Raw genomic sequence first — 25,946 nt, 5'->3', positions numbered from 1 at the left:
CGTGAAGGTGTCGGGAACGTCCGCGCTCATCACGACCGCCGCCGAGCTGAACGAGACCGTCTTCAACGGCGCCCTGCTGCTGGCCCTGCCGATCGCCGTCCTCGGCGGGCTCGTCTCCTTCTTCTCGCCCTGTGTCCTGCCACTGGTGCCCGGCTATCTGTCGTACGTCACCGGGGTCGGCGGCACCGACCTGGTCGACGCCCGCCGGGGCCGGATGGTGGCCGGTGCCGGGCTGTTCGTCCTCGGGTTCACCGTCGTGTTCGTCTCCAGCGGCGCGCTCTTCGGCTACTTCGGCCGGACCCTGCTGGAGCACCAGGACGTCCTCACCAAGGTGCTCGGCGGGCTCATGATCGCCATGGGTCTGTTCTTCATGGGGCTGATGCCCTGGTTCACCCAGCGGGAGTTCCGCTTCCACACCAGGCCCGCCACCGGTCTGGTGGGCGCCCCGATACTCGGCGCGCTGTTCGGCATCGGCTGGGTGCCCTGCATCGGACCCACCCTCGCCTCGGTCAACGCGCTCGCCCTCGAACAGGCCAGCGCCGGGCGGGGAGCCCTGCTGATGGTGGCGTACTGTCTGGGGCTGGGCCTGCCCTTCGTGCTCGCCGCGGTGGCCTTCCGCAAGGCGCTCGGCGCCTTCGCCTGGGTCAAGCGGCACTACGCGTGGGTGCTGCGCATCGGCGGCGGCATGATGATCACGATCGGACTGCTCATGCTGACCGGCGCCTGGGACCGCATCATTCAGGAGATGCAGGTCTGGTCCTCCGGCTTCACCCCTGGGATCTGAGCCAATGACGACGACCGACTCCGGCAACCGCGAGAACACCGCCCGGCGCGGCGGCGCAGCCGCCGACGACAACGACCTCGGTGCCGCCGGATCGCAGCTCTCCACCGCTCCGCAGGAGGACGCGCCCACACTGCCCGCGCTGGGGGCGATCGGGTGGGCCCGCTGGTTCTGGCGGCAGCTGACGTCGATGCGGGTCGCGCTGATCCTGCTGTTCATGCTGTCGCTCGCGGCGATCCCCGGCTCGCTGATCCCGCAGTCGGGACAGGACGAGACCCGGGTCGCCGACTTCATGGAGCGGCACGACACCCTGGGGCCGATCTACGAGAAGCTCGGGCTGTTCCACGTCTACAGCTCGGCGTGGTTCTCGGCGATCTACATCCTGCTGTTCGTCTCGCTCATCGGCTGCATCGTGCCCCGCACCTGGCAGTTCGTGGGCCAGCTGCGCGGCCGCCCGCCGGGCGCCCCCAAGCGGCTGACCCGGCTGCCCGCCTACGCGACGTGGCGCACGCGGGCCGAGCCCGAGCAGGTGCGCGAGGTGGCGCTGAAGGTGCTGCGCAAGCGCCGGTTCCGCGCGCACCTCGTCGGCGACGCGGTCGCCGCCGAGAAGGGCTATCTGCGGGAGGCCGGCAACCTCGCCTTCCACATCGCCCTGATCGTGATGCTCGTCGCCTTCGCCTGGGGCCAGCTCTACCGCTCCGAGGGCAACAAGCTGATCGTCGAGGGCGACGGCTTCGCCAACACCCTCACGCAGTACGACGACTTCAAGTCCGGCAGCCTCTTCACCGCCGAGGACCTCAACCCCTTCAGCTTCGACCTCAAGAACTTCCGCGGCACCTACGAGGCGAGCGGCCCGAACAAGGGCACCCCGCGCATCTACGAGGCCTACATCGACTACGCCGTCGGCGCCGACGGCAAGGAGCGGTCGACCAAGATCGAGGTCAACAAGCCGCTGGAGATCGGCGACTCGAAGGTCTATCTCGTCAGCCATGGGTACGCCCCCGTCATCACCGTCCGGGACGGGAACGGCAAGGTCGTCTTCAGCGATGCCGCGCCGCTGCTGCCGCTGGACTCCAACGTCACCTCCTCCGGCGCGATCAAGGTCATGGACGGCTACCGCAACGCCGAGGGGAAGCGGGAGCAGCTCGGTTTCCAGGCGTTCTTCCTTCCGTCCTACGGCGGGCCCGACACGGCCGTCCTCTCGCAGTTCCCGGCGCTGCTCAACCCCGTGCTGAACCTGGAGCCCTACCACGGGGACCTCGGGGTCGACTCCGGTGTGCCGCAGAGCGTGTACCGGCTGGAGAAGCGGAAGCTGACCGCGTACAAGGACTCCAAGGGCGCGCAGGTGCGGGAGAACCTGAAACCCGGCGAGACCATGACGCTGCCCGGCGGGAACGGCACGGTCACCTTCGACGGGGTGAAGGAGTGGGCCGGCTTCCAGGTCACCCAGCAGCCCGGCAGCGGGTGGGCGCTCGGTGGGGCGATCGCCGCGATTCTCGGCCTCGCCGCGTCCCTCTTCGTCCAGCGCCGCCGTGTGTGGGTGCGGGCGGTGACCGGCCCCGACGGCGTCACCGTCGTGGAGATGGCGGGCCTCGGGCGCAGCGAGTCGGCGAAGGTGCCGGAGGAGTTGGGTGACTTGGCCGCAGTAGTGCATGACGAGGTTCCGACTGCCGCTGAGCTTGGTTCCGATGGTGAGCCGCCTGCCGGTGCCGGTGCCGGTGCCGAGGCCGAGGGTGGTGAGGCTGACCGGCGCTTGCCGGGTGCCGCCGCGCCCACTGCCGCCCCAGCGGCACGACTGCCCGCAGAGAGCGCGGGCCCGAAGTCCCCCTCCCCCCAACCCCCAGCCGTACCCTCCGAAGGGGCTGAGCAGTGATTCTCGCCGCCGCCACCAACGAAAATCTCGCGAACATCAGCAACACGCTGATCTACTCCGCGATGGCCGTGTACACCCTGGCCTTCTTCGCCTACATCGCCGAATGGCTCTTCGGGAGCCGCAGCAAGGTGGGCCGGACGGCCGCCGCGCTGACCGCCGAGGGCGGTGCCGCCGCCACGAGGAAGGCGGACGCGCCCGCGGTGACGGTGAAGACGGCCGGCGGGACCGGTGTGCTGGAGCGGCCGAAGGTGGTCGTGCGGGCCGCCACCGGCTCCCGGGACGTGCCGGACGGGCCCGGCGCCCACGGCGGGGACGAGCAGGGCGACCTCTACGGCCGTATCGCCGTGTCCCTCACGGTGGTGGCCTTCCTGGTGGAGTTCGGCGGGGTGCTCACGCGGGCCCTCTCGGTGCAGCGGGCGCCGTGGGGCAACATGTACGAGTTCAACATCACCTTCTCCACCGTGGCCGTCGGGGTGTACCTCTCGCTGCTGGCGCTGAAGAAGAACGTGCGCTGGCTCGGGCTGCCGCTCATCACGACCGTCCTCCTCGATCTCGGTCTCGCCGTCACTGTCTTGTACACCGCCAGCGACCAGTTGGTTCCCGCCCTGCACTCGTACTGGCTGTACATCCACGTCTCGACGGCGATCTTCTGCGGCGCCGTGTTCTACGTCGGGGCGGTCGGCACGATCCTGTACCTGTTCAAGGACTCCTACGAGAGCAAGCTCGCGAGCGGCGGCCGGCCGGGCCGGTTCGCGACCTCGGTCATGGAGCGGCTGCCGGCCTCGGCCTCGCTCGACAAGTTCTCGTACCGCGTCAACGCCGCCGTCTTCCCGCTGTGGACGTTCACGATCATCGCGGGCGCCATCTGGGCGGGCGACGCGTGGGGCCGCTACTGGGGCTGGGACCCCAAGGAGACCTGGTCGTTCATCACCTGGGTCTTCTACGCCGCCTACCTGCACGCCCGCGCCACCGCCGGCTGGAAGGGCCGCAAGGCCGCGTACATCGCGCTCGCGGCCTTCGCCTGCTGGCTGTTCAACTACTACGGCGTCAACATCTTCGTCAGCGGCAAGCACTCCTACGCGGACGTCGGCTGACCACGGCAGCCCCTTCCCGCCTCCTCCGTACGGTTTCCGTACACCGAAGGCCGGTTCTCTTGTGACATGGGTCACGGGAACCGGCCTTCGGTGTACGGACAGGGGGAGGACGTGGAGACGAATGACGGGGACACGGGGGACCGGCGTGCGTGGCGCGCCCGGATCAGGGACGGGGACGCGGGGGCGTTCGGGGAGGTCTTCGACGCCTACGCGCGGTCCGTCTACAACCATGCCTTCCGACTGACGGGGGACTGGTCGACGGCCGAGGACATCGTGTCGCTGACCTTCCTGGAGGCGTGGCGGCTCCGGGGGCGGCTGGACGCGGAGGGTGGTTCGCCGCGTCCGTGGCTGCTCGGCATCGCCACCAACGTGGCCCGCAACACCCGCCGGGCCGGCCGGCGCCACACCGCCGCCGTCGCGCGGCTGCCGAGACCCGAGTCCGTGCGGGACTTCGCCGACGAGGTCGCCGGGAACCTCGACGACCAGGCGTATCTGCGGGCCGTCCGCACGGCGGTGGACCGGCTGCGGCGGCCCGAGCGGGAGGTGCTCGCGCTGTGCGCGTGGGGCGGCCTCGACTACGCGGCGGCCGCGGAGGCGCTCGGCATCCCCGTCGGCACCGTGCGCTCCCGCCTCTCCCGGGCCCGCGCCAAGCTCGCCGCGCAGCTGGCGGCCGGGGAGCGGGGCGCCGGGAATCGGGACGCCCGGGAGCAGGGTGCCCGGGAACCCGACGCCCGCCGCGGACAGACAAGAGACGGCCGCGCCTCCGTGGCCGGGCCCATCCAGGAGGGGAACCCGTGAACGACAACCCGTCCCCCCGGGACGAGCCGGCCGGTGCCGGCGTCCCGGCCGCCGTCGAGCGGGAACTTCCTCCGGGCCGTCACCGTGTCCTGAGGGAGCAGTTGATGCGTGAGATCGAGAGCGGCGGCGGGACCCCGGTCGTACGGCCGGCCTGGCGGCGGCCCGCCTTCGTGTGGCCCGCCGTGGCCGCCGTGCTGACGGCCACGGTCGTGGTGGGTGCCGCGGTGACGCAGCAGGCGGCCTTGCCGCTGACCACACATGCGGACGGTTCCGGCGACCGGCGACCGGCCGAGGCGAGGCGCAGCGACGAGAGCGCGGCCGAACTGTTGGAGCGGGTCGCGGAGGCGGCCGGGAAGCGGAGCCTGCCCAAGGTGAGGGACGACCAGTTCGTCTACACCGAACGGGAGGACTACCACTGGAAGATGGACTCCGAGAAGAATGACATGCCCTGCCCCATGACCCTGGAGGGGTACCCCTACGGCCTGCGCGAGGTCTGGTGGTCGGTGGACGGGCAGCACAACGGGCTGTCCCGGGAGCGTCCGGACGGCGGTGAGGTCGTGGAGATCTCCATCGGCACGCAGCTGCCCGTCAAGAACGGCGTCAACTTCTTCCGGGAGGTGGAGGACGAACTGCCGACCGACGCCGACGGGATGTACCGCTACCTGTACGGACTGAAGGGCGACGAGCGGGCGTCCGGCGCGAAGTCGGCCCACCGGCGGGCCTTCGACAAGGCGTCCGCGCTGCTCGCCGAGCAGTTGCTGCCGCCGAAGACCGAGGCCGCGCTGTACCGGGCCCTCGCGCGGATCCCGGGACTGACCGTGTACGAGGGATCCGTCGACGCGGCGGGCCGTACGGGGATCTCCGTCGGCCTTGAGGGCGACTGGCCCGAGGACCGCGGCCACGGGCCCACCCGGCACGAACTCCTCTTCGACACGCGGACGTTGGCCTTCCTCGCCGGCGACACCGTCAAACTCGACCCTCCGGCCGACTCCTGCGACACCCTCGAAGCAGGCGACCTCGTCCTGTCGGTGGCGATCCTGGAACGCGCGGTGGTCGACCGGACCAGCGAACGGCCCTAGAGGCGACGGAGCCGGCGGCGCGGCGGTCGAAAACCGGTGGAGCCGCGCCGCCGTGTGTCGTTACCGTGCTGCCGACCCGAGTCGTCGAGGCGAGGACGTGCCGTTGTACACCGTGTGAGACCCCCCGAGAGCTGATCTGTCGCGCGTCGCGCCCAGCGTGCCGCGCTGCTTACCGCTGCGGACTTCTCACTGAAACCGGTGTACTTCTGTGCTCCATGACTGGGTGGTCATGCCCACCTGCCTGCCGCTCGTTCTCCGCCGTTGCCGCACCTGCGCGTCCGAGCGCTTCCGGGCGAACGGCAAGTTCCGTGTCAACGCCCACCACAAACTCATCGACGTCTGGCTCCTCGTGCTCTGTACCGGGTGCGGGGAGACCGCCAAGATCACGGTCCTGGAGCGGACGAACGTACGCTCCGTACGACCCGAACTGCTGGACCGGCTGCACGCCAACGATCCCGGCCTGGCGGCCGAGCTCCTCCAGGATCCGGTCCTGCGGCGCCGCAACCGTGTCGCCCTCGACTGGGCGGGCGCCTGGCGCCTCGACACCGGCGGAGCGGATCACCTGGACCGTGAGGTCATCGACGTCTCGGTCCGTTTCGCGGCGCCGATCCCGGTCCGGCCGGTGCGGCTGATCGCCGAGGGGTGCGGCCTGGCGCGGGCCGAGGTCGAGAGGCTCCTCGCCGAGGGCGGGCTCGTCTCGGCGGCCCGGCTGAGCGGCCGGCTCTCCGACGACTTCACCTTCACGCTCAAGCGCTGAGCTCCACGCGGGGGCCAGGGGCAGTGGCCCCTGGCCCCCGCCGTCTACAGGACCGATTCAGGGAGGAGGGACGCCAGGTCTCGGCGGAGGTCGTCGGCAGCCTCCGGGGCGGGTGGGGAGAAGGGATCCGTCGTCCGCCGGGCCGCGTGGAGGACGCGGCGCACCCGCAGCCGGAGGTCCGGGTCCGTACCGGCCGGGCCGAGGGGGGCGGGGAGGTGGGCGTCGTCGGGGCTGTGGTGCGGGGCCGAGGTGAGGAAGGTGAGGGAGGCGAGCCAGTCCCGGGGCTCCGTGGAGTGGTACGTGTCGTGAAGGTGGGCGACCGCGAAGTCGGGGTTGCCGAGGGCGAGTTCGTGGTGTGCGTGGTGCAGGGGGCGGGCGCTCCCTGCGTAGTGGGCCGCCAGGGTCCGGTGGGCGTCCCGCCATGCCGGGCGGTCGGGGCGGCCGTGGCGCAGGCGCAGCAGGAGCAGTGCCCGCAGGAAGGGGTCGCTCACGAAGTGGTCGGGGCAGGGGGCGTGGCCCTCCGCCGCCAAGCGGCTCGCCAGGGCCCGTACGCCCGACTCGCCGAAGTTGACCGGAAGTTGGGACTCCGCCAGGACGACCGCCGAGTCGTGGTCGTGGGCGAGGGACAGGACGGCCAGCTCGTCGAGGTGGTCCTCGTCCGGGAGGAGACGGTCCAGCGCGGCCTCGTAGGTACGGCGTCCGCTGTCCTCCGCCAGCAGCAGATCGGCCGGCGTGGCGAGTCCCCGGGCCAGGTTGCGGCCGGCCGATGCGGCGAGGAGCGCTGTGCCGAGGGGATTGCCGCCGGTCAATCGGTGGACGGCGAAGGGGAGTCGGGGCGGGATCGCGAGCCCGGGACAGGCACCTTCCAGGGCGTGCCGCGTGTCGTCGGGGGAGAGCGGCGGCAGTGACACCAGCAGGGCGTGCGAGGACGGCGTACCGCCGGGTGCCCAGTCGGCCCCACGGGTCGCCTCCGCGAGCGTGCGGCGGGTCGCGTTCCGCAGGGCGGGGTGGCCCTGTCCCCGCAGTCCGGCGACGAACGTCACCTGGTCGGTCCGGCCGTTCGCCCGGGCCCGCAATACGGACTCCATCAACCGCCGCCCCGCCGCCTCCTGCACGTTGTCCAGCAGCACCATCGGCCGCCCGGCCCGCTGCGGGCGCTGCACGACCCCCGTGACCCCCGCGTACGCGTCGTCGAGGTCGGCCAGCAGCGCCCGTACGAGATGGTGTTCGGCGTGGGTCCGGGCGTCGCCGCCCGCTCGGAAGTGCCGGGAGAGGAGGACCAGGCCGAGTTTGGGGTTCCCGGCCGCGTTCGGGTGGTCGCGGTACCAGACGGCGCCCCGGCGCAGCCGCCGGTGCGAGGACGACATCCCCTCGCTGAACGCCTCCAACGCGGACTCGATGATCGCCTCGACCACCGGCCCCTGGTCCGACATCGACGACACCAGCCGGGCCACGGCCTTCCCGACCCACCGCCCCGCCAGCCAGCCGCCCGTGTCGCTCAGCAGCAGGACCCGCTCCGCCTCCGCGCAGATCCGCGACAGTCCGCGGTCCCCCCAGCCACCGGCCGCGACGGCCAGCAGCCCGCACGCCAGCCGGGGGAACGTGATCCGCCCGGCCCCGCCGTCGGGCTCCCCCAGTTGCTCCGCGACCACGGCCAACGCCTCGTACACGGGTGACCAGGAAGCGGGGGGCCGGCCCGGGGGAGGCCGGTCGAACCGGCTCTCCTCCCCGTCGATCAACGCGACGGGGCCGCGCCCCCGGTAGGCCGCGCACAACTCCCGCAGCACCGTGCTCCTGCCGAGCCCCCGGGCTCCCGCCAGCACCACGAAGGGGAGTTCGGGGGAGTGTTCGTACGCCCTGGGTATGTCGAAGAGGGCGGGGGTCGGTGTCGTTGCCGTTGTCATAGCTGCTGTGGTTATCAACAGCTGTGCGGAGAGGGGCAGTTGTTTCGGAGTACGACGAACCCTGCCCGTTCGCTTACGACTCCGACCGAAGAGCGCCGATGAAGGAGAGCCAAGCGGGACGGTTGATGACCAGTACGGGTCCGTCAGGGTTCTTGCTGTCGCGAACGGGGACGACGGCGGGGATATGGGGGGCGATTTCGATGCAGTTGCCGCCATTGTCGCCGCTGTAGCTGCTTTTGATCCAGGTCGCGACTTCCAGACAGTTGCCGCCGTCGTTGCCGCTGTAGCTGCTCTTGATCCAGATCGCCGCGCTCAGGTCGTACCTGTCCATGACGCTCGTACCCCTCCATCACGTCGCTGATCAGAGCGGCGGACTCGCGGGCTGACGGGATGTCCGCTCTGAGCACATCATAGGTCTGGCTGTCACGGGTGTAGACGGCCGGATCGTTGTTGAAATGGCCGCTGTGCTGCGACTCCGAGTAGACCCAACGCTCGCCGGGCAGGTCGATCAGGGACATGGAGACCTTGGGGCGGATGAGTCCGTAGAGATCCGCCGGGACCACCTGGATACGGATGTTGGGCCGTCGTCCGACGCTGAGCAGTCGTGCGCACTGCTCATGCATGACCTCCGGGCTCCCGACCGCGTTGCGCAGGCAACTCTCGTCCAGGACCGCGACGTACAGCGGACCGCCGTCTGCCAGGAAGCGCGGCTGGCGGCTCATCCTGGCCCGAACGCGTTCGTCCGCCTCGTCATCGGCCAGGACCTGGGAGAACAGTGCGTGTGCGTAGGCCGGGGTCTGCAAGAGGCCCGGAACGACCTGCTCCTGGTACTCCCGCAGGCCGACGGCCACCGCGTCCATCTCGGCCCGGCGCTTGAACCAATCCGGATGCTCGACCTGCGGATACCAGTCCACCTTGGCCCACATCCGGGCCAACACCCCACCCGTTCCCAACACCTCGTCGCACCGCTTCGCGAACTGGTCGCTCGGGACCCTGGTGCCCGCCTCGATCTTCGCCACCTGGGAGCGGTCGCACGGGATCTCTCTCGCCAGGGCCTCCTGCGTCAGCAGGGCCACCTCGCGGTAGTGCCGCAGCACCTCGCCGAACAGCACCGAACTCCCGGCCCCGACTGCCCCGTCCGCGTTCCGCCTTGCCATGACGCCCCCTCGTACCGCGTGTGGCAGTGGTCCAGTGCCACACGTCCCGCGTTGATATCGACCGTTCCCGTGGGCGACGCTGGATACACCCAGAGTGACGAACAGGGCTGTGGAGTGCGCGTGGAACCAGAGGGGCAGCTTGTCTACGATCCGCGGACGCGGCGCGTAGGGGAGTACCGGGACAGGGTCGGGCCGTACGCGATGCTGCGTCCGGTGGGCGGCGGTCGGGAGTGGGAGGCGGATCCGGCGACGTTGCGGCCGGCGACTCCGGCGGAGCGGCTCGGGGCGCAGGTCAGGGCGGCCAACCGCCGTACGAAGAGGAGGGTGTGACGTTGCGTCAACTTGACCCCTTGGGTCCGCCCCCCGTTCCGGTGACGGGATGTACGGCGTGCGCCGAGCTGGCCGTACGGCGGGACGAGGCGCGGGCGCGGTACGACCGGAGCGCGGAGACGGACGCGAACGTGCTGCTCCGTCACCATCAGCGACGGGAGCACGGCGGAGGCACTCGCACGCGCCGCGTCTTCCGGTACGTGCCGTACGTCATCGCGCAGGATCTGACGGCGGAGCCGGAGTACGAGGCGCGGTGCGTGTCGGGCGACGAGACGGAGTGCGGCGCGGAGTCGGGCGTGCACGGCGATCCGGCGGCCGTGGAGGAGTGGCAGCGCAGGCACACGCAGGAGACACGGCACCTGCGCTACCGGCGCAGCTTCGGGGACTACTCGGTGCTGGAACCGTTGGAGGAGGTGCCCCGTTGAGGGAGGCAGGCGCACCTCTCGCCCCCACCAGTCGGTCTGACAGGATGATCGTATGGTGAACGGTCAGGATGGCGGGGGCGGGGAGAACGGCGCTGCCGACGGGGTGTCGTCCGTTGGTGTCGGGCTTGCCGTGGGCATGCTGATCGGTATCGCGGTCGGTGTCGCGTTGGGGGTGGCCGTCTTCGACAACCTGACGATGGGTCTGGTGCTTGGCGGCGGCGCGGGCGGTGTTCTCGGGAGCACTTTCTGGAGGGGCCGGCGCTAGGGCCGGTCCGGGCCCAGGGCGTCGCGGACGGCGGTCAGGATGGACTCCGTGTCGGCGCCCAGGGCGCGGGCGGAGGCGGTGAAGTCGCGGGCCAAGGTGGCGAGTTGAGGGGCGTGCGGGCGGGCCGGTCCGGTGCGGGGAGCCGCCACCCGGGTGCCCGCGCCCCGGCGGGTGCGGATCAGTTCGGCGGCCTCCAGCTCGCGGTAGGCGCGGGCCACGGTGCCCGGCGAGAGGCCGAGGTCGGTGGCCAGCTGGCGCACGGTCGGCAGCCGTTCACCCTCGGCCAGGCGGCCGGTGACGATCAGCGCGGCGAGCTGCGCGCGAATCTGCTCGTACGGCGGGACCTGGCTGGTGGTGTCGACGCGGACGGCGGGGTCACTCATCGCCGGGGGCCCCGTCCTCGTCCTCGACCGCGCGGGGTGCGACCACGGTGACCAGGGACCAGACGACGGTGAACAGGTTCAGCAGGGCCAGGGGGTAGAACACCCAGAAGGTGATCGCGCCCAGCGTGCCGGCGCAGCCCGTCTCCGTCAGCGCGACGGAGATCATCAGGACGGCGTACAGCTGTTGGCTCGACACCAGCAGGCCCCAGGCCCCGGTGACCGCCCACGCGCGGTCGTGGCGCTGCTGTTCCTCGCCCGGCCCGTGCGCGATGCGGCGCAGGGCCCAGACGCAGGTGGGGGTGGCTATGGCGAGCGCGCCGAACATCGGGAGGCTGTAGTACAGGCCGGGCCACGGGCCGAGGGTCGCGCGCATCCCGTTGCAGGTGATGTCGACGGCCTTCCCGGTGATGAACATCCGGTCGCCGTCGACGGACGCCGTGGCGGCCGTGATCACCAGCAGGGCGACGAGGGAGACCCCCTGGAGGGCGATCAGGGGGCCCATGCGCGGGGGCACATGGTCTCTGACCAGGCGCGGGGCGAGACTCGCCGTGCGCACCGCGTCCTGCGGGCGCAGGGTCAGGGCGTCGGCGAGGAGGACACCGGCCACCGCGCACAGGCCGAAGGCCGTGAGGCAGAACACGACCCGCTGCTCGAACTCGATGTGCCCGAGCGTGGACAGCTCCTGCGCGACGACCAGACCGATGGCGAGACCGGACCAGCGGGCGTAGTGGTCGGCGTGGTCGAGGAGCCGATGCTGGAGCGGGGCGGTGTCGAGCATGGAAAGATCCCCCCGGATCATCTTGTATCAAGCAGTGGGTACAAGATGCCGTGGCCGGGATCTTGTGTCAAACGCTCGGTACAAGCTGACGCGGGGGAAGACGGGCTCCGGGCCGAAGAGGTTCCCTCGTGCCCGGAGGGCGTGGTCAGTCGACCGTGATCGAGTCCAGCTGCGCCCGCAGATACGCGTGCGAGTCCACCGGCGGGTACGCCACCCGCCCGATCGGCGCGGGCACCGACTCCACGACCGTGCCCGGGGTGCACTCGCCGAAGTAGACCAGCGACATCAGCTCCTCGGCGGGCTCGTCGGCCGGGGGCGGCAGGACGCGGTGGCGTCCGGACCGCCAGCGGTCGCCGGTCCAACGGGCCATCAGGTCACCGATGTTGATCGTGAAGGCGGCCGGGTCGTACGGGGCGTCCTCCCAGCCGCCCTCGTCCGTGTACACCTGGAGCCCGCCCTTCCCGGCCTGCCGGTCGAGGATGGTGACCGTGCCGAAGTCGGTGTGCGGGCCGATCCTGAACTGGCCCGGCACGGGGTCGCCGATGACGTCCGTGCCCGGGTACCAGTTGATGTTGAAGCCGTAGGTGGGGTGGCTCATATGGCGGGAGAAGAAGTCCGGCTCCAGCCCGAGGGCCTCGCCGAGGAGGGAGAGCAGCAGGTTCTCCAGCTCTCCCATCCGTGCCAGGTACTCCTCGCAGAGCGCCCGCAGCTCCGGCACCTCCGTCGGCCACACGTTCGGCGCGTACCACTCCGCGTTCACGACCGGGTCGTCGAACGGCTCGTGCGTCGCGAACGTCAGCGACTCCTTCAGGTCCGGCGGGGTCTCCGTACCCTCGGCGTACCCGTTCGCCTCGGCCCCGGGCCCGAGCCAGCCGCGCCCGCCGACCTTCACCTCGTACGCCTGCTTGGCCTCGACGGGCAGGGCGAAGAAGGCCCGCGCGGCCTGCCGGATGCGCGTCCGGAGGGCCGGATCGACCCCGTGGCCGGTGACGAGCAGGAAACCGGCGCTCTGCAGCGCCTCGTCGACGGTCCGGGCGATCCTGGCGCGGTCCTCGGGGCCGCCGTCGAGCCAGGGGCGCAGGTCGATGGTGGGGACACGGGGCCTACCCCCCGGCGTCACTGATGTCACTGGCGTCACCGATGTCCTCGTTCCATAGAGCCGGGTGGTGCTCGACGAAGTCGCGCATCAGGGCCACGCACTCCGGGTCGTCCAGCACCAGGACCTCCACACCGTGCTCGGCGAGCCAGTCGTGGCCGCCGTGGAAGGTGGTGGCCTCCCCGACCACCACCCGCGAGATCCCGAACTGCCGTACCAGTCCGGAGCAGTACCAGCACGGCGAGAGCGTCGTCACCATCGTCGTACCGCGATACGTCCGCTGCCGGCCGGCCGCGCGGAACGCGGCCGTCTCGGCGTGGAGGGACGGATCGCCGTCCTGGACGCGGCGGTTGTGCCCGCGCCCGAGCAGCCCGCCGTCCGGCCCGTAGAGCGCGGCTCCGATGGGGATGCCGCCCTCCGCGAGCCCCGCCCGCGCCTCCTCGACGGCGGTGACGAGCCACCTGCGTGCCTGGTCCTGGTCCATGACCTCACTCTGCCCGCGACGTGAGGCGGTCACGTGCCTGGCGCGTATCGGGGCGGTGAGATCAGGGAGGGGGGAGGAGGGTGCCCAGCGGGCCGAGGTCGAGGTTGAGGTCGTCCAGGGTGAGGTCGTAGCGGTCGCAGAGTTCCGTCATGCGCTCGTGCAGGACCATCAGGGTCATGCCGAGGCGTTCCTCCTGCTCCTCGGTCAGTCCGCCCTGGTCGACGCGGCGCAGGGCCTGGCGTTCCATCAGCTGGCGGAGCAGTTCGACGATGGTGAGGACCAGGCGGACGAGGTCCCGCTCGACCGTGTCGGGGTCGGTGCGCAACCGGCGCGCCACGGCTTCGCCCCGGGTCGGGGGTGGCGGGGCGACCTCCTCCGGCCGGGCCGGCAGCAGGGAGAACGCGCGGTGCGCGGCCGCGGACACCTCACGGAGACGGTCGACGTGGGGGCCGCCGTCAGGCAGAGGGCTCGCCATGATCGTCGTCTCCTTCCGCCCCTTCCAAGGGCCTCGGCTCGGACAGGGGAAGGGCCCACTGTTCGTCCATCTGCTCGCGGACGGCGACGATCACCGCGCGCAGCGACACCCGCACCAGGTCGATGTCCGCGATGCTCAGGACGAGGTCTCCGGTGAGGACGACACCGCCGCTCAGGAGCCGGTCGAGCAGGTCGATCAGCGCGACCTGGCGTCCACTGATCGGGCGGTCGCGATCGTCGTCGTACGCGTAGGGGTGGTCGTACGCGGCACGGTCGTCGCGCATGTCACGGTCGTCGTGCGCGTCGTGCGCGTCGTGGCCGCTGTACGCGCTCATCGGGGGGCGGGGCCTTCCTCAGCCACGGTGCTCGTCCTCGTCCTCGTCACCCGCGTCACCCTCGTCGCCCTCGGCGTCGACGTTCACCGGCTTGCGCCGTTTGCGCCGGGGCTCCGCCGCCCGGGGCTCGGTGCGGGGCTCACCCCGGCTCTCCGGACGGGCCTCCTTGCGGCGGACCTCCTTGCGCGGGCGCTCCGGGCGCTCCGGGCGCTCGGTCGATCCGCTCGCGCTCAGCGCCGGAGGGGGCTCCTCGACTCGTCGGCGCAGCTCCTTCACCTCGGCGCGCAGCCGCTCGTTCTCGTCGGCGAGGGAGCGGCGGCCGTCGGAGCTGTGCGCGCGGGAGGACAGCGCGGGGTCGTGCTCCCACCAGTCGATGCCGATCTCCTTGGCCTTGTCGACCGAGGCCACCAGCAGGCGCAGTTTGATGGTGAGCAGCTCGATGTCGAGGAGGTTGATCTTGATGTCGCCGACGATGACGATGCCCTTGTCGAGCACCCGTTCGAGGATGTCGGCGAGGTTCGCGCTGGAGCCCTGACCACCGCCGTACGGGTAGGCGCTCCGCGAGGGTGAAGTCGAGGGCGAGGGGACGGGGGAGCCGGACTGGGTCACGGTTCACGACCTCCTAGACCGCGTCTTCTGCAGCCGGGCCTCGATGTGCTCCTCCAGCTCTTCCTCCAGCTCTTCCTTCAGCCAGGTCGTGCCCGCGTTCACGCCGGAGTCGTCCCCCGTTCTGCTGAGGGTGCCGGTGCCGCCGGCCGAGCCCCCCTTCGCCGTTCCGCGCTCAGCCATCGTCCTGGCTCCTCGACCGGGTGCCACTGCTGCTCTTGGCGCGGCTCGCGGCGGCGGTCGCCTTCTTCGCACGCCCGGTACCTCTCGACTGCGGCGCGCTCTTGCGGCGTGAACCCGCTCCCGATCCGGCCGCCTTGCCGGTCCGCTTGCCCTTGCCCTGGCCCTGAGCCTGGCGCTCGTCCTTGCTCTCGTCCTTGGCTTTGTCGGCGTCGTCCTCGGCCTCGTCTTCGTCCTTGGGTTCGTCGGTCTCGTCCTCGGCCTCGTCTTCGTCCTTGGGTTCGTCGGTCTCGTCCTCGGCCTCGTCTTCGTCCTTGGGTTCGTCGGCGTCGCCTTCGTCCTCGGGTTCGTCGGCGTCGCTTTCGTCCTCGCCCTTGGTCTCGTCCTCGGTCTCGTCCTCGGGTGTCTCGTCCTCGGGTGTCTCGTCCTCGGGTGTCTCGTCCTCGGGCGTCTCGTCCTCGGGCGTCTCGTCCTCGGTCTCGGTCTCGTCCTGGGGCTCGTCCTCGGCCTCGTCGTCGGGCGCGCCGCCATCGGTCTCGGCCCGCTCCCGCAGTCCCACGGTGCGTTCGTGCAGGGCGTCCGCGAGGTTGTCGGCCTTCGCGGTCAGCACGGAGGTCGCTGCGGCCTTGCTCGCGCCCGCCAGCTCGTCGCGCACCTGGCGCGTGAGGTCACTGAGGAACGGGGCGTCGAGCGCCTTACCCAGCTGCCCGGGCCTGACCCGGGACCCGGCCAGCAGCGCACCGAGGCCGACGGCGATCTTGGCCTTCTTCGTCCGTCCCAGCAGGTAACCACCGAGGACGGCCGCGCCCATCTTGGCGTTGTTCATGACTCCGTCTCCCTCTGCTGCTGGAGCCGATAGGCACTGATCTCCGCCAGCCGCCCCAGCAACTCATCCTCGCGCCGCGTGAACTCCTCCTCGCCGATCCGTCCCTCGGTCCGCGCCTGCTCCAGGTTCACCAACTCCTCCTGGACCGGCCCCGGGTCGTAGTACTCGTCCTCGGCGACCTGCCGCACCTTGTCGACGACCCACCCGACGCCCCGCACAGGGGCGACAGGCAACGACAGAATGGTTCCGACCAGTCCCACCACATCGCCTCCCAGGTCGAAGTGCTTTGACGACGGTCATACGAAGCTGTACGGCGGCAGCGGTCCGCGCAGCCGCAGTTCCACCCCCTCTCCCAGGGCCTCGGCCAACTCCCCACCGGCCTCGGCGAACTCGTCCGACCGTTCGCCGTCCACCAGGAAGGAGACGTTCACGAAGTACTGCTGGGAGGCCGGGGCGAGCCGCTCGTCCAGGGCGTACGGCCGCAGCGCGGCGAGAACCTCCTCGCCGAGTGCCTCCTGCCGGCTCTGCACCTCCTGGGCCACGAGTTCGCCGAGCGCGAGACGGTCCTCGTACGTGCCACCGCCCTCACGGATCGCGTCGTTCAGCTCGCGCGCCTGCGCGGACTCCGTCAGGACGGCGCGCAGAAGGGTGTCCTCGTCCAGCACGCCCTTGACGTTGAACTCCGCGCGCCCCGTCAGTTCGTCCAGACGCCGGGAGAACGTCTCGGCCTGCTCCTGGAGCAGCGCCTCCACGGCGGCCTCGTCCGGGGCGACGAAACCGAAGCTCAGCGGCAGGATGGCGCCGTCGGCCCACAGTTGCAGCTGGACCTCCTGATGCGCCTCCACGTCCCGGCGGCTCACCGACAGATCGTCGGGGGCCTCGCTGACGACGGCGCTCAGCTCGCCGTTGCTGACGGCGTGCAGCGCGCTGGGGTCCTCGCCGACGCCCTTGACGTCGTCCAGGCCCAGCGGGTGCGCCGCCTTGGTGATCGCGTAGACGTAGACGGACATCGGCCGCTCACTCCTCACGGTCCCTGGAGGAACGGCGGCTCGTGCCGCTCCGCCCGGAGCTCACGTGCTGCTTCTCGCGCCCGGACTCGCGGTCCTCGTCGTGGTCGCGCTTCTTCTGCAGCGAGTCGGAGACGGCCTCGACCGCCCCGGTGAGCGCGCCCTTGCTCTTGCCCCGGGCGCCCGACTCGGTGGTGTCCCCGACGATGTCCGTCAGCTGGGAGGGGGCCTTGCGTCCCGACTCCAGGTCCAGGCGGTTGCACGCCTCCGCGAAGCGCAGATAGGTGTCGACGCTGGCCACGACGACCCGGGCGTCGATCTTCAGGATCTCGATGCCCACCAGGGAGACGCGCACGAACGCGTCGATGACCAGGCCCCGGTCGAGGACCAGTTCCAGCACGTCGTAGAGGTTCCCGGAGCCACCGCCACGGGGGGCGAGGGCGCCGCCCTCGCTCTGCGGCACCACAGTCACGATCTCTTCCCTCCGAGTACGGGAAGCCGTCCGGCGAGGGCCCCGAGCCAAGGCTCCGACGGCGGCCGCCGGGTTCTCCGACGGCGGCCGTGGACGCGGCGGCTCAGCGGGAGGTGCCCCGGTCGATCTGCGCGCGCGTGTACCGGCGTCCGCGCTCGTACGCCAGCAGCTTGCCCGCGGGGTCCAGAGACACCCGGTAGGCGGCCATCACGCTGGTCGTCTGTGGGATGCGCTCCAGTTCCAGGACCTCGACCTGGGCCTCCCAGCCCTCATCGGTCGGCTTCAGCGCGGAAACGGACTCCGGAGCGCGCCCGAGCAACTCGGCGAGCTGCTGGACGGCGCTCCGCATGGCCTCGGGCGCGGGGACCCGCTCCTCGGCGGGCTCCTGCCGCGACGAGGAACGGTGCTTCTCCGGCTCCCGATCGTTCGTAATCATCACCTTCTTACCCTTTGTCCATCATCGACCTTGGGCAAGGCATATGCCACCCCGGGTTCCCGGCGGCCCCGGGGCGTGGGGGCTGCTACGGGGCGGGCGGTGCCAGGTAGGCGTGCAGGTGGCCCGCGCCGTCCAGCATCGCCGCCGTGCGGGCGGTCAGGGTGGTGCGGCGGGTGGTGATCGCGGCGCGCAGCGCCTGTGTGCCGCCCTCCGCGCGGAGGTCTTCGAGGACGGGTCGGATGTCGTCGAGGAGATAGTGGCTGCGGCGGAGGGCGAGGATGAAACGGGCGTCGCGCACCTCGTCGGGGGCGTAGTGGCGGTAGCCGGTGCCGCGTTCGCGCCGGGGGGAGAGCAGGCCGGCGGCCTCCCAGACCCGCAGCGTCGACGTCCGGACACCGAGCAGCGCCGCGACCTCGCCGATCAGCAGGTCGGCGGCGGGGACGTCGTCCTCGGGACGCTCCCCGGCCAGCGCACGCAGCGCTTCCCCGGTCGCGCGCAACGCCACCCGCTCCGCGTGCAGCGCCGCGTGCGCCTCGTCCACCAGCGCCAGCGCCCCCGGTACGTCCCCCTCGTGCACGGTCCGCATGATCCGCGTCGCCACGACCGCCCCGTACCCCTTCGACAGTGCCCGGTACGTCAGCAGCGCCCGCCGGTGCGCGTCGCCGAAGACCCGGTACCCCGAGTCCGTACGCGGGACGGGCGGCAGCACCCCGGCCTCCTCGTAGTTGCGGATCTGCTGCGTGGAGACCCCGGAGAGCCGGGCGAGGTCGACGGGGCGCAGGCGGGCGGGGGCGCTGGAAGGCGGTCCGGGTTCAGGCATCGGGTGGAAGGCTAGGGCGGTTTCGAGTGGGAGGGAGGCCGGTTCCTGTGTGACCGGGGACACAGGGATGGCCGGGGGTGGGCGGACAGGGGAAGGCGTGGAGCATTCTTTGCGGGCACGCGTACGGGACGGCGATCCGGAGGCGTTCAGCGCGCTCCTCCGGGAGCACGCACAAGCGGTGTACGGCCATGAAGGCGGAGGACGCCGTGGGCCGTCAGGGCGTCGGCCTGGCCTTCGGCGAGGTCGACCACCCTGACGTGTGGAGGTCGGGGTCATCGACAAAAAGGGCCAGGAGCCGACCGACTGACGCCGGTCGCCTGACGGCCGGGTGCCCGATGGCCGGGTGCCTGACGGCCGGTGCCCAGGCCCGTCGGCCCAGCCCCGATGGTCGGTCGTCTGACGGTGTCCAGCCCCGATGGTCGGTCGCCTGACGGCCGGTCGCCTGACGGCCGGACGCCCGACGGCCGGTGCCGGGTGCCCGACGGCATGCCCGACCGCCCACTCTCGACGGCCGCCCGACGTCCTACGCCCGTCAGCCGACCGACGACCCACGACCGGCGACCCACGACCGGCGACCGGCGACCGACGACGACCGCTACGCCTCCTCGCCGTCCTTCTTCTCCTTCTTCTCCCGCTTCTCGCCCTGTCCGCCCTTCTCGCCGCTCTCCTGCTCCTGCCGCTTCAGCTCCTCCTCGCGGCGGCGCAGGTCGGCCTCCCAGCTCTTCAGCAGTGACTCGTCCTTCTTGTTGCCCTCGGCCAGCGACTTCAGGAACTCGGGGTTGTCGTCGGGAGCGACGTACTGCGTGCGGTGGTTGCGGTGCCACTCCGAGGGCGTGCGACCACCGGCGGGCGCGTTGCGGAGCTTGCCCGCGGCGAGCCAGGCGATCGGGCCCACGATCCAGAAGAGCAGGATGATGAAGACCCACGCGATCTTCGGCAGGTGCTTCGCCTCGTCCTCGGGGGTGTTGAGGCAGTCGATGAACGCGTAGATGGTCAGCGCCAACGGCACGAGGTACATCAACAGCCTGAGCATGGAACAGCCCCCTGGAAGCGGTGGCGGGGCCGTGCGCCGGACCCCGGACGTGACGGCGGGGCCGTGCACCGGGCCCCGTGACGGGGTCAGGGTAGCCCCTCGGGGATACTGGACCCCATGGCTTACGACGATCTTCGCTCCCTGCTCCGCGCACTGGAGCGCGAGGGCGATCTCAAGCGCATCAAGGCCGAAGTCGACCCCTACCTGGAGGTCGGGGAGATCGTCGACCGGGTCAACAAGGCCGGCGGCCCCGCCCTGCTCTTCGAGAACGTGAAGGGCTCCGCGATGCCCCTCGCGATGAACGTCTTCGGCACCGACCGCCGCCTGCTGAAGGCCCTCGGTCTGAAGTCGTACGGCGAGATCAGCGAGAAGATCGGCGGCCTCCTCAAGCCCGAACTGCCCCAGGGCTTCGTGGGCGTGCGCGAGGCGTTCGGCAAGCTCGGCGCCATGACCCACGTCCCGCCGAAGAAGGTGAAGCCGGACAGCGCGCCCGTGCAGGAGGTGGTCCTCCAGGGCGACGACGTCGATCTGGACCAGCTGCCCGCGCTGTTCACCTGGCCCAAGGACGGCGGCTCCTTCTTCAACCTGGGGCTCACCCACACCAAGCACCCCGAGACCGGCGTACGCAACCTCGGCCTGTACCGCCTCCAGCGCCACGACAAGCGCACCATCGGTATGCACTGGCAGATCCACAAGGACAGCCGCAACCACTACCAGGTGGCCGCCAAGCGCGGCGAACGCCTGCCGGTCGCCATCGCCTTCGGCTGCCCGCCCGCCGTGACCTACGCCTCCACCGCGCCGCTCCCCGGTGACATCGACGAGTACCTGTTCGCCGGGTTCGTCGCGGGCAAGCGGATCGAGATGGTCGACTGCAAGACGGTGCCGTTGCAGGTGCCGGCCAACGCCGAGGTCGTGATCGAGGGCTGGCTGGAGCCCGGCGAGATGCTCCCCGAGGGGCCCTTCGGCGACCACACCGGCTTCTACACCCCGCAGGAACCGTTCCCCGCCCTGAAGATCGACTGCGTGACGATGCGGAAGCGCCCGCTGCTCCAGTCGATCGTCGTCGGCCGCCCGCCGACGGAGGACGGACCGCTGGGCCGTGCGACGGAACGCTTCTTCCTGCCCCTCCTCAAGATCATCGTCCCGGACATCGTGGACTACCACCTCCCCGAGGCGGGCGGCTTCCACAACTGCGCGATCATCTCGATCGAGAAGAAGTACCCCAAGCACGCGCAGAAGGTCATGCACGCGATCTGGGGCGCCCACATGATGTCCCTGACCAAGCTGATCGTGGTCGTGGACTCCGACTGCGACGTCCACGACCTCCACGAGGTCGCCTGGCGGGCGCTCGGCAACACCGACTACTCCCGCGACCTCTCGATCGTCGAGGGTCCGGTGGACCATCTGGACCACGCCTCCTACCAGCAGTTCTGGGGCGGCAAGGCAGGCATCGACGCCACCAAAAAGTGGATCGAGGAGGGCTACACCCGGGACGGGGGCTGGCCCGACATGGTCGAGTCCGACCCGGCCACGGCCGCGCTCGTCGACCGCCGCTGGAAGGAGTACGGCCTGTGACCAGCGCGTCGGCGGCGATCCCGCGACAGCCGGGCCGTACCAAGGCCTTCCTCCGCCTCGTGATGATCGAACACTCGATCTTCGCGCTGCCCTTCGCGTACATCGCCGCGCTCACCGCCATGTTCCAGCTGGACGGCAACATCCACTGGGTCCGGCTGCTCCTGGTCACCATCTGCATGGTGGGCCTGCGCACCTTCGCGATGGCGGTCAACCGGATCATCGACCGCGAGATCGACGCGCGGAACCCGCGCACGGCCCACCGCGAGCTGGTCACCGGCGCGATGTCGGTCAAGCACGCGTGGACCGGCGCCCTCATCGCGGTCGTGATCTTCCTCGGCTCCGCGGCGCTGCTGAACCCGCTCTGCCTGGCCCTGGCCCCCGTCGCCGTGATCCCGATGGTGGTCTACCCCTACGGCAAGCGGTTCACCAACTACCCGCAGGCCATCCTCGGTCTCGCCCAGGCCATGGGCCCGGTCGGCGGCTGGCTCGCCGTCACGGGGGAGTGGTCCTGGGAGGCGGTCGTCCTCGGCTTGGCGGTCGGCATCTGGATCGGCGGCTTCGACCTCATCTACGCCTGCCAGGACGTCGAATCCGACCGCGAGTCCGGCGTCCTGTCGGTCCCGGCCCGGTTCGGCATCCCGGCGGCGATCTGGGCGGCGCGGGTCTGCCACGTACTGACGACGGCGTTGTTCGTCTGGTACGCGGTGCTGACGGACGCGGGCGCCTTCCTGTGGCTGGGCCTCGCGATCATCGCGGGCGCGTTCGTGTACGAGCACACGATCGTCCGCCCGCACGACCTGTCGAAGCTGAACCGCGCGTTCTTCTCCGTCAACGGGTTCATCGGCATTGCCCTGTTCGTGTGCGCGCTGCTGGATCTTCTGGTTCGGGGTCTGACCCTCTGATTGCCGTCGGCCTACCATCGAGGGCAGGACCCCAGGGAGGCCAGCGTGACCGTCTCGGGCATTGACCGCCTGCACTCGCAGCTCAGCAGGCTGGAGGACATGTTCCCCGGCTATCTGACGGAGATTGTCGAGGGCAGCATCGTGATGAACCCGGTCAGGCCGTTCCACGGGAAGACGATCCTGAGGGTGGCGACGGACCTGGAGGAGCAGCTTCCGCCGGACTGGGCGCTGGTGAGCGATGTGGCCTTTCCCTTCGACGACGCCAACGAGTTCTGCCCGGACATCGCGGTCATCCCGGCGGAGGCGGAGGCGGAGAACCGCAGTGCGTATCCCGCCGATCTGATCGAGTTCGTGGCTGAAGTGGTGTCGCCGGAGAGCATCCGCCGCGACTACGAGATCAAGCCTCGCTGGTACGCCTCCCGCGGCATCACCCACTACGTCATCCTGGATCCGCTCAAGGGCCACGCGGTCATGATGTGGAATCCCGGCCCCGACGGCTACCAGGGCCGCGACACCCTTGCCTACGGCCCTGACCTGACCCTCGACACCCCGCTCGGCAAGCTCACCATCGCCACCGGCCGTCTCCCCGTGGACCCGAAGACGCGCCCTACGACGTGAGCGCCGTGCGGGATGGGCGCCGCCGGAACACGAACGCCGCCACCACCCCCGTCACCAGCCCGATCAGATGCCCCTGCCAGCTGACCCCGGCCGCGGTCGGGGCGATACCGCCGAGGATCGCGCCGCCCCACACGGCCGCGACCAGGACACCCACCGCCACCCCCAGCAGCCGACGCTCGACGAAGCCGGTGACGACGAGGAACCCGAAGAGCCCGAAGACGACGCCGGAGGCACCTGCGGTGTTGGTGTGGTCGGGGGATATGAGCCAGACCCCCAGCCCGTCCGCGACGATGATCAGCGCGCAGACGGCGGCGAAGCGGCGCAGTCCGCCCAGCGCCGCGAGGAACCCCAGCACCAGCAACGGCACGCTGTTCGCCGCGACATGGCCGAAGCCGAAGTGGATGAACGAGGCGGGTACGACATCGACCAGCTCCGGAACCGAACGCGGCACGATCCCGAAGTCGTCCAGGGCATGGCCGGTCGCCACGTCCACGACCTCCAGGATCCACAGCAGCGCCACCCAGCCCACCATCAGCTTGGCCGCCGCCTTCGCGCGGTCCCCGCGCGACCACTCCCGCTCGGGACCCAGCGTCCCTCGCACTCCACCTGCCATGTCGAACCCCCGTCGCAACCTCACACGTCCCTGAGGGAAACGGCCGGGCCCCCTTGACCGGTTCCCGCCGCGCGGCGCCGGATAGGCTCGGGGTCGTGAACCCAGTCAAGCCAGGGAAGACGCCGCGTACGCCTTGGATCGTAGGGGTGTCCGGCGCATCCGGCACCCCATACGCCGCGGCCGTGCTGCGTGCGCTCCTCGCCGCCGACGAGAGTGTCGACCTCGTGGTGTCCCGGGCCTCGCGGCTGACCCTGCTCGACGAGACGGGAATCTCCTACCGGGACGCACACTGGCGCGGCGACCTGCGGGAATGGCTGTCCCGTGGGGCGGACGGCAAGCCCGGCACGTTCGCCGTGGACCTCGACGGCGAAGACGGCGACCGGGTACGGCACTGGAGCCCCGGCGACCTGGCCGCCGGACCGTCCTCGGGCTCGTACCCCGTCAAGGGGATGCTGATCGTCCCCGCGTCGACGGCGTGCGTCGCGGGCGTGGCCCTCGGGCTCTCCAAGGACCTGCTGCAGCGGGCGGCGAGCGTGACCCTCAAGGAGGGCCGGCCGCTCGTCGTCGCCGTACGCGAGACCCCGTTGAACGGGCAGACCCTGCGGCACCTGGTGACCCTGGACGAGGCGGGCGCGACCGTACTGCCCGCGTCCCCGGCGTTCTACGCCGGGGCCACGCACATCCAGGACCTGGTGGACTTCGTCGCCGGACGGGCGCTGGACGCGGCGGGCGTCCCGCACACCCTGTACCGGCGCTGGGAGGGCGAGGTGGGCGGGGCGCGCGCTTCCGGTGCGACCGACTGAGCCCCACGCGCTCACCCCGGCCCGCACCGCACCGGCCCCCCGCTTCTCGTACCACGGACCACGGGCCACGGACCACAAACCAAGGACCAGTGACCACTGACAGTGATCACTGACCAACCAAGCAGCACCCACAACTCAACTCTTCAGCGGAAGGCAACCGATCGCATGGACGCGGTGGACAGGCAGCTCATCCAGGCCCTGAGGGAGAACGGCCGGGCCTCCTACGCGGAGCTGGGACGCCTCGTCGGACTGTCGGGACCCAGTGTCACCGACCGCATCAACCGGCTGGAGGCGGCCGGTGTCATCACCGGCTATCGCGCCACCGTGAACGCGGCCTCCCTCGGCCTCGGCGTGACCGCGCTCATCGGCATCTCGCTCTCCGACGCGGCCGACCACGAGGACGTGGCGAACCGGCTGCGGGACCTGGCCGAGATCGAGGACTGCTGGTTCATCGCGGGCGACGACTCGTTCATGCTCAAGGTGCGCGCCCCCGACGTGGACGGCCTGGAGAAGACCATCCGCCGGCTCTCCGGCACCAAGGGCGTCTCCCGCACCCGTACGACGATCGTGCTCTCCACGAAGTGGGAGAACCGGGTGGGTGAACTGCCGGAGGAGGAGCAGTAGGGGAGGGGACGTAGGGTTGACGAGGTCTTCGAGGCAGGCAGGCAGGTCGGTCGGTGAAAGGTGTGGGCATGGACGTCGGGCTCAAGCGCGAGCTGGAGGAGAAGGTCCGCTCCGGTGAGCGGCTGACCCGCGAGGACGGCATCGCGCTGTACGCGTCGGACGACCTGGCCTGGCTGGGCGGTCTGGCGCACGAGGTGCGGACGCGGAAGAACGGCGACGTCGTCCACTTCAACGTCAACCGCCACCTCAACATGACCAACGTGTGCACCGCCTCCTGCGCGTACTGCTCCTTCCAGCGCAAGCCGGGGGAGAAGGACGCGTACACGATGCGCATCGAGGAGGCGGTGAAGCTCGCCAAGGCGATGGAGGGCGAGAACCTCACCGAGCTGCACATCGTCAACGGCCTGCACCCGAACCTCCCGTGGCGCTATTACCCGCGCTCCCTGAAGGAGCTGAAGGCCGCCCTGCCGAACGTCTCGCTGAAGGCCTTCACGGCCACGGAGATCCACCACTTCGAGACGATCAGCGGTCTGACGGCGTCGGAGATCCTGGACGAACTGATCGACGCGGGCCTCGAATCCCTCACGGGCGGCGGCGCGGAGATCTTCGACTGGGAGGTCCGCCAGCACATCGTGGACCACCGCACCCACTGGGAGGACTGGTCGCGGATCCACCGCCTGGCGCACGAGAAGGGCCTCAAGACCCCGTGCACCATGCTGTACGGCCACATCGAGGAGCCGCGTCACCGGGTCGACCACGTCCTGCGGCTGCGTGAACTCCAGGACGAGACGAACGGCTTCCAGGTCTTCATCCCCCTGCGCTACCAGCACGACTTCGTGGACATGCAGGACGGCAAGGTGCGCAACCGCCTCCAGGCCCGCACCCAGATGGCGACCGGCGCGGAGGCCCTGAAGACCTTCGCGGTCTCGCGGCTGCTGTTCGACAACGTCCCCCACGTCAAGGTCTTCTGGGTCATGCACGGCGTCCAGACCGCGCAACTGGCGCTCCAGCACGGCGCCGACGACATGGACGGCTCGGTCGTCGAGTACAAGATCACCCACGACGCGGACAACTACGGCACCCCGAACAAACTGACCCGCGAGGACCTCCTGGACCTCATCAGGGACGCCGGCTTCCGACCGGTGGAGCGGAACACGCGCTACGAGATCATCCGAGAGTACGAGGGCCCGGACCCGGCACGCCGGGAGTCCCCGCAGCCGATGCGGGTGTGAGGGGCTGGTTGCCGGGTGCGGGCGCGTAAGGGCTGCGCCCCGTGCTTGTCGGCCCGAAAGGTCGTAGGCCTTTCAGGGGCGCGGGGAACTGCGCGACCAGCCCCCACCGGACCCGCACCTGGGGGTCAAAGGGGCGCAGCCCCTTGAGGATGGGACGGGTAGGGGCGGCGGGGGCGAATCCCTCTT

33 protein-coding genes and 1 pseudogene are annotated in these 25,946 nt (G+C 70.8%); 14 read left to right on the top strand and 20 right to left on the bottom strand.

Annotated features, from left to right (window positions below):
- Position 1 precedes the first annotated feature (1 nt).
- The 6 genes from RM704_RS39845 (at position 2) to RM704_RS39820 (ending at position 6,382) form a co-directional block, all read left to right on the top strand.
- A complete protein-coding gene (locus RM704_RS39845; RefSeq protein WP_311592748.1) occupies positions 2 to 784 on the top strand; it encodes a cytochrome c biogenesis CcdA family protein in 783 nt (260 codons plus the stop codon).
- 4 nt (positions 785 to 788) lie between these two features.
- Positions 789 to 2,654, top strand: coding sequence for a cytochrome c biogenesis protein ResB (gene resB / locus RM704_RS39840; RefSeq protein WP_033532763.1), 1,866 nt, complete (start codon positions 789 to 791; stop codon positions 2,652 to 2,654).
- Complete coding sequence (gene ccsB, locus RM704_RS39835; protein WP_033532764.1) at positions 2,651 to 3,748, top strand: c-type cytochrome biogenesis protein CcsB; 1,098 nt, start codon at positions 2,651 to 2,653, stop codon at positions 3,746 to 3,748. Before resB ends, ccsB begins: the two co-directional genes overlap by 4 nt.
- Positions 3,749 to 3,859: 111 nt before the next feature.
- On the top strand, positions 3,860 to 4,546 hold the full coding sequence (locus RM704_RS39830; RefSeq protein WP_052146625.1) for an RNA polymerase sigma factor: 687 nt from the start codon (positions 3,860 to 3,862) through the stop codon (positions 4,544 to 4,546).
- Positions 4,543 to 5,625, top strand: a complete 1,083-nt coding sequence (locus tag RM704_RS39825; protein ID WP_033532765.1) for a CU044_5270 family protein — start codon at positions 4,543 to 4,545, stop codon at positions 5,623 to 5,625. The genes RM704_RS39830 and RM704_RS39825 overlap by 4 nt, the downstream gene beginning before the upstream one ends.
- Before the next feature lie 208 nt (positions 5,626 to 5,833).
- A complete protein-coding gene (locus RM704_RS39820) occupies positions 5,834 to 6,382 on the top strand; it encodes a DUF1062 domain-containing protein (protein WP_107072486.1) in 549 nt (182 codons plus the stop codon).
- Between the two features lie 44 nt (positions 6,383 to 6,426).
- Here RM704_RS39820 and RM704_RS39815 read toward each other — a convergent pair whose 3' ends face one another.
- The 4 genes and pseudogenes from RM704_RS39815 to RM704_RS39800 all read right to left on the bottom strand — a co-directional run bounded on the left by RM704_RS39815 (position 6,427) and on the right by RM704_RS39800 (position 9,784).
- On the bottom strand, positions 6,427 to 8,286 hold the full coding sequence (locus RM704_RS39815) for a hypothetical protein (RefSeq protein WP_192829894.1): 1,860 nt from the start codon (positions 8,284 to 8,286) through the stop codon (positions 6,427 to 6,429).
- 73 nt (positions 8,287 to 8,359) lie between these two features.
- Complete coding sequence (locus RM704_RS39810) at positions 8,360 to 8,617, bottom strand: DUF397 domain-containing protein (protein WP_078937592.1); 258 nt, start codon at positions 8,615 to 8,617, stop codon at positions 8,360 to 8,362.
- Between the two features lie 85 nt (positions 8,618 to 8,702).
- Positions 8,703 to 9,443, bottom strand: a pseudogene (locus tag RM704_RS39805) (helix-turn-helix domain-containing protein); the annotation flags it as partial.
- A 143-nt stretch (positions 9,444 to 9,586) separates the two neighbouring features.
- A complete protein-coding gene (locus RM704_RS39800; protein WP_157856849.1) occupies positions 9,587 to 9,784 on the bottom strand; it encodes a hypothetical protein in 198 nt (65 codons plus the stop codon).
- A gap of 9 nt (positions 9,785 to 9,793) precedes the next feature.
- Between RM704_RS39800 and RM704_RS39795 the strand changes: the two genes are divergently transcribed.
- Together RM704_RS39795 and RM704_RS39790 are read left to right on the top strand one after the other, a co-directional pair.
- Complete coding sequence (locus tag RM704_RS39795; RefSeq protein WP_311592740.1) at positions 9,794 to 10,198, top strand: DUF7848 domain-containing protein; 405 nt, start codon at positions 9,794 to 9,796, stop codon at positions 10,196 to 10,198.
- 52 nt (positions 10,199 to 10,250) lie between these two features.
- Positions 10,251 to 10,463, top strand: coding sequence for a hypothetical protein (locus RM704_RS39790; RefSeq protein WP_033532770.1), 213 nt, complete (start codon positions 10,251 to 10,253; stop codon positions 10,461 to 10,463).
- Here the strand turns inward: RM704_RS39790 and RM704_RS39785 are convergent.
- The 15 genes from RM704_RS39785 to RM704_RS39715 all read right to left on the bottom strand — a co-directional run bounded on the left by RM704_RS39785 (position 10,460) and on the right by RM704_RS39715 (position 19,393).
- Entirely contained in the window at positions 10,460 to 10,846 is a 387-nt protein-coding gene (locus RM704_RS39785; protein ID WP_033532771.1) for a GntR family transcriptional regulator, read from the bottom strand. The genes RM704_RS39790 and RM704_RS39785 overlap by 4 nt on opposite strands.
- Positions 10,839 to 11,624 (bottom strand): hypothetical protein, encoded by a 786-nt coding sequence (locus RM704_RS39780; protein ID WP_311592731.1) that lies wholly within the window; start codon positions 11,622 to 11,624, stop codon positions 10,839 to 10,841. Before RM704_RS39780 ends, RM704_RS39785 begins: the two co-directional genes overlap by 8 nt.
- 145 nt (positions 11,625 to 11,769) lie before the next feature.
- Complete coding sequence (locus RM704_RS39775) at positions 11,770 to 12,744, bottom strand: isopenicillin N synthase family dioxygenase (RefSeq protein WP_033532773.1); 975 nt, start codon at positions 12,742 to 12,744, stop codon at positions 11,770 to 11,772.
- Positions 12,728 to 13,204: a nucleoside deaminase gene (locus RM704_RS39770; RefSeq protein ID WP_033532774.1), complete on the bottom strand. Its 477-nt coding sequence runs from the start codon at positions 13,202 to 13,204 to the stop codon at positions 12,728 to 12,730. Before RM704_RS39770 ends, RM704_RS39775 begins: the two co-directional genes overlap by 17 nt.
- Before the next feature lie 61 nt (positions 13,205 to 13,265).
- Entirely contained in the window at positions 13,266 to 13,679 is a 414-nt protein-coding gene (locus RM704_RS39765; RefSeq protein WP_033532775.1) for a gas vesicle protein K, read from the bottom strand.
- Positions 13,660 to 13,962: a gas vesicle protein gene (locus tag RM704_RS39760; RefSeq protein ID WP_033532809.1), complete on the bottom strand. Its 303-nt coding sequence runs from the start codon at positions 13,960 to 13,962 to the stop codon at positions 13,660 to 13,662. Before RM704_RS39760 ends, RM704_RS39765 begins: the two co-directional genes overlap by 20 nt.
- Positions 13,963 to 14,031: 69 nt before the next feature.
- On the bottom strand, positions 14,032 to 14,622 hold the full coding sequence (locus RM704_RS39755) for a gas vesicle protein (protein ID WP_033532776.1): 591 nt from the start codon (positions 14,620 to 14,622) through the stop codon (positions 14,032 to 14,034).
- 3 nt (positions 14,623 to 14,625) lie between these two features.
- Complete coding sequence (locus RM704_RS39750) at positions 14,626 to 14,802, bottom strand: hypothetical protein (RefSeq protein WP_157856850.1); 177 nt, start codon at positions 14,800 to 14,802, stop codon at positions 14,626 to 14,628.
- The gene (locus tag RM704_RS39745) at positions 14,795 to 15,625 is read right to left on the bottom strand and encodes a hypothetical protein (RefSeq protein WP_033532777.1); all 831 of its coding nucleotides are present in this window, start codon (positions 15,623 to 15,625) and stop codon (positions 14,795 to 14,797) included. Before RM704_RS39745 ends, RM704_RS39750 begins: the two co-directional genes overlap by 8 nt.
- On the bottom strand, positions 15,622 to 15,858 hold the full coding sequence (locus RM704_RS39740) for a gas vesicle protein GvpG (RefSeq protein ID WP_438828982.1): 237 nt from the start codon (positions 15,856 to 15,858) through the stop codon (positions 15,622 to 15,624). Before RM704_RS39740 ends, RM704_RS39745 begins: the two co-directional genes overlap by 4 nt.
- Before the next feature lie 63 nt (positions 15,859 to 15,921).
- Positions 15,922 to 16,635: a GvpL/GvpF family gas vesicle protein gene (locus RM704_RS39735; RefSeq protein WP_033532778.1), complete on the bottom strand. Its 714-nt coding sequence runs from the start codon at positions 16,633 to 16,635 to the stop codon at positions 15,922 to 15,924.
- A gap of 7 nt (positions 16,636 to 16,642) precedes the next feature.
- Positions 16,643 to 17,098 carry a gas vesicle structural protein GvpA gene (locus tag RM704_RS39730; RefSeq protein WP_033532779.1) on the bottom strand — a complete coding sequence of 152 codons (456 nt, stop codon included), beginning with the start codon at positions 17,096 to 17,098 and terminating at the stop codon, positions 16,643 to 16,645.
- A gap of 109 nt (positions 17,099 to 17,207) precedes the next feature.
- On the bottom strand, positions 17,208 to 17,537 hold the full coding sequence (locus tag RM704_RS39725) for a gas vesicle protein GvpO (RefSeq protein WP_033532811.1): 330 nt from the start codon (positions 17,535 to 17,537) through the stop codon (positions 17,208 to 17,210).
- A gap of 88 nt (positions 17,538 to 17,625) precedes the next feature.
- Complete coding sequence (locus tag RM704_RS39720) at positions 17,626 to 18,360, bottom strand: MerR family transcriptional regulator (protein WP_033532780.1); 735 nt, start codon at positions 18,358 to 18,360, stop codon at positions 17,626 to 17,628.
- 595 nt (positions 18,361 to 18,955) lie between these two features.
- The gene (locus tag RM704_RS39715; RefSeq protein WP_033532781.1) at positions 18,956 to 19,393 is read right to left on the bottom strand and encodes a PLD nuclease N-terminal domain-containing protein; all 438 of its coding nucleotides are present in this window, start codon (positions 19,391 to 19,393) and stop codon (positions 18,956 to 18,958) included.
- Between the two features lie 117 nt (positions 19,394 to 19,510).
- Between RM704_RS39715 and RM704_RS39710 the strand changes: the two genes are divergently transcribed.
- Genes RM704_RS39710 through RM704_RS39700 form a run of 3 tightly spaced genes read left to right on the top strand, consistent with a single transcriptional unit; the run spans position 19,511 to position 22,488 of the window.
- Positions 19,511 to 20,968 (top strand): menaquinone biosynthesis decarboxylase, encoded by a 1,458-nt coding sequence (locus RM704_RS39710; protein ID WP_033532782.1) that lies wholly within the window; start codon positions 19,511 to 19,513, stop codon positions 20,966 to 20,968.
- Positions 20,965 to 21,870 carry a menaquinone biosynthesis prenyltransferase MqnP gene (mqnP, locus tag RM704_RS39705; RefSeq protein ID WP_033532783.1) on the top strand — a complete coding sequence of 302 codons (906 nt, stop codon included), beginning with the start codon at positions 20,965 to 20,967 and terminating at the stop codon, positions 21,868 to 21,870. Before RM704_RS39710 ends, mqnP begins: the two co-directional genes overlap by 4 nt.
- Positions 21,871 to 21,915: 45 nt before the next feature.
- Positions 21,916 to 22,488, top strand: a complete 573-nt coding sequence (locus RM704_RS39700; RefSeq protein WP_033532784.1) for a Uma2 family endonuclease — start codon at positions 21,916 to 21,918, stop codon at positions 22,486 to 22,488.
- Here RM704_RS39700 and RM704_RS39695 read toward each other — a convergent pair.
- Positions 22,478 to 23,101 carry a rhomboid family intramembrane serine protease gene (locus RM704_RS39695; protein ID WP_033532785.1) on the bottom strand — a complete coding sequence of 208 codons (624 nt, stop codon included), beginning with the start codon at positions 23,099 to 23,101 and terminating at the stop codon, positions 22,478 to 22,480. The genes RM704_RS39700 and RM704_RS39695 overlap by 11 nt on opposite strands.
- Positions 23,102 to 23,196: 95 nt before the next feature.
- Here RM704_RS39695 and RM704_RS39690 point away from each other — a divergent pair, with 95 nt between their 5' ends.
- The 3 genes from RM704_RS39690 to mqnE all read left to right on the top strand — a co-directional run bounded on the left by RM704_RS39690 (position 23,197) and on the right by mqnE (position 25,760).
- A complete protein-coding gene (locus tag RM704_RS39690; RefSeq protein ID WP_078937594.1) occupies positions 23,197 to 23,904 on the top strand; it encodes a UbiX family flavin prenyltransferase in 708 nt (235 codons plus the stop codon).
- A 165-nt stretch (positions 23,905 to 24,069) separates the two neighbouring features.
- Positions 24,070 to 24,528 (top strand): Lrp/AsnC family transcriptional regulator, encoded by a 459-nt coding sequence (locus RM704_RS39685; protein WP_033532787.1) that lies wholly within the window; start codon positions 24,070 to 24,072, stop codon positions 24,526 to 24,528.
- 68 nt (positions 24,529 to 24,596) lie between these two features.
- A complete protein-coding gene (mqnE, locus tag RM704_RS39680) occupies positions 24,597 to 25,760 on the top strand; it encodes an aminofutalosine synthase MqnE (protein WP_033532788.1) in 1,164 nt (387 codons plus the stop codon).
- The last annotated feature ends 186 nt before the right edge of the window (positions 25,761 to 25,946 follow it).

Origin of the sequence: Streptomyces gottesmaniae (assembly GCF_031845845.1) — a bacterium.
Classification (GTDB): domain Bacteria; phylum Actinomycetota; class Actinomycetes; order Streptomycetales; family Streptomycetaceae; genus Streptomyces; species Streptomyces akebiae.
This window is presented reverse-complemented; position numbering and strand designations above follow the sequence as displayed.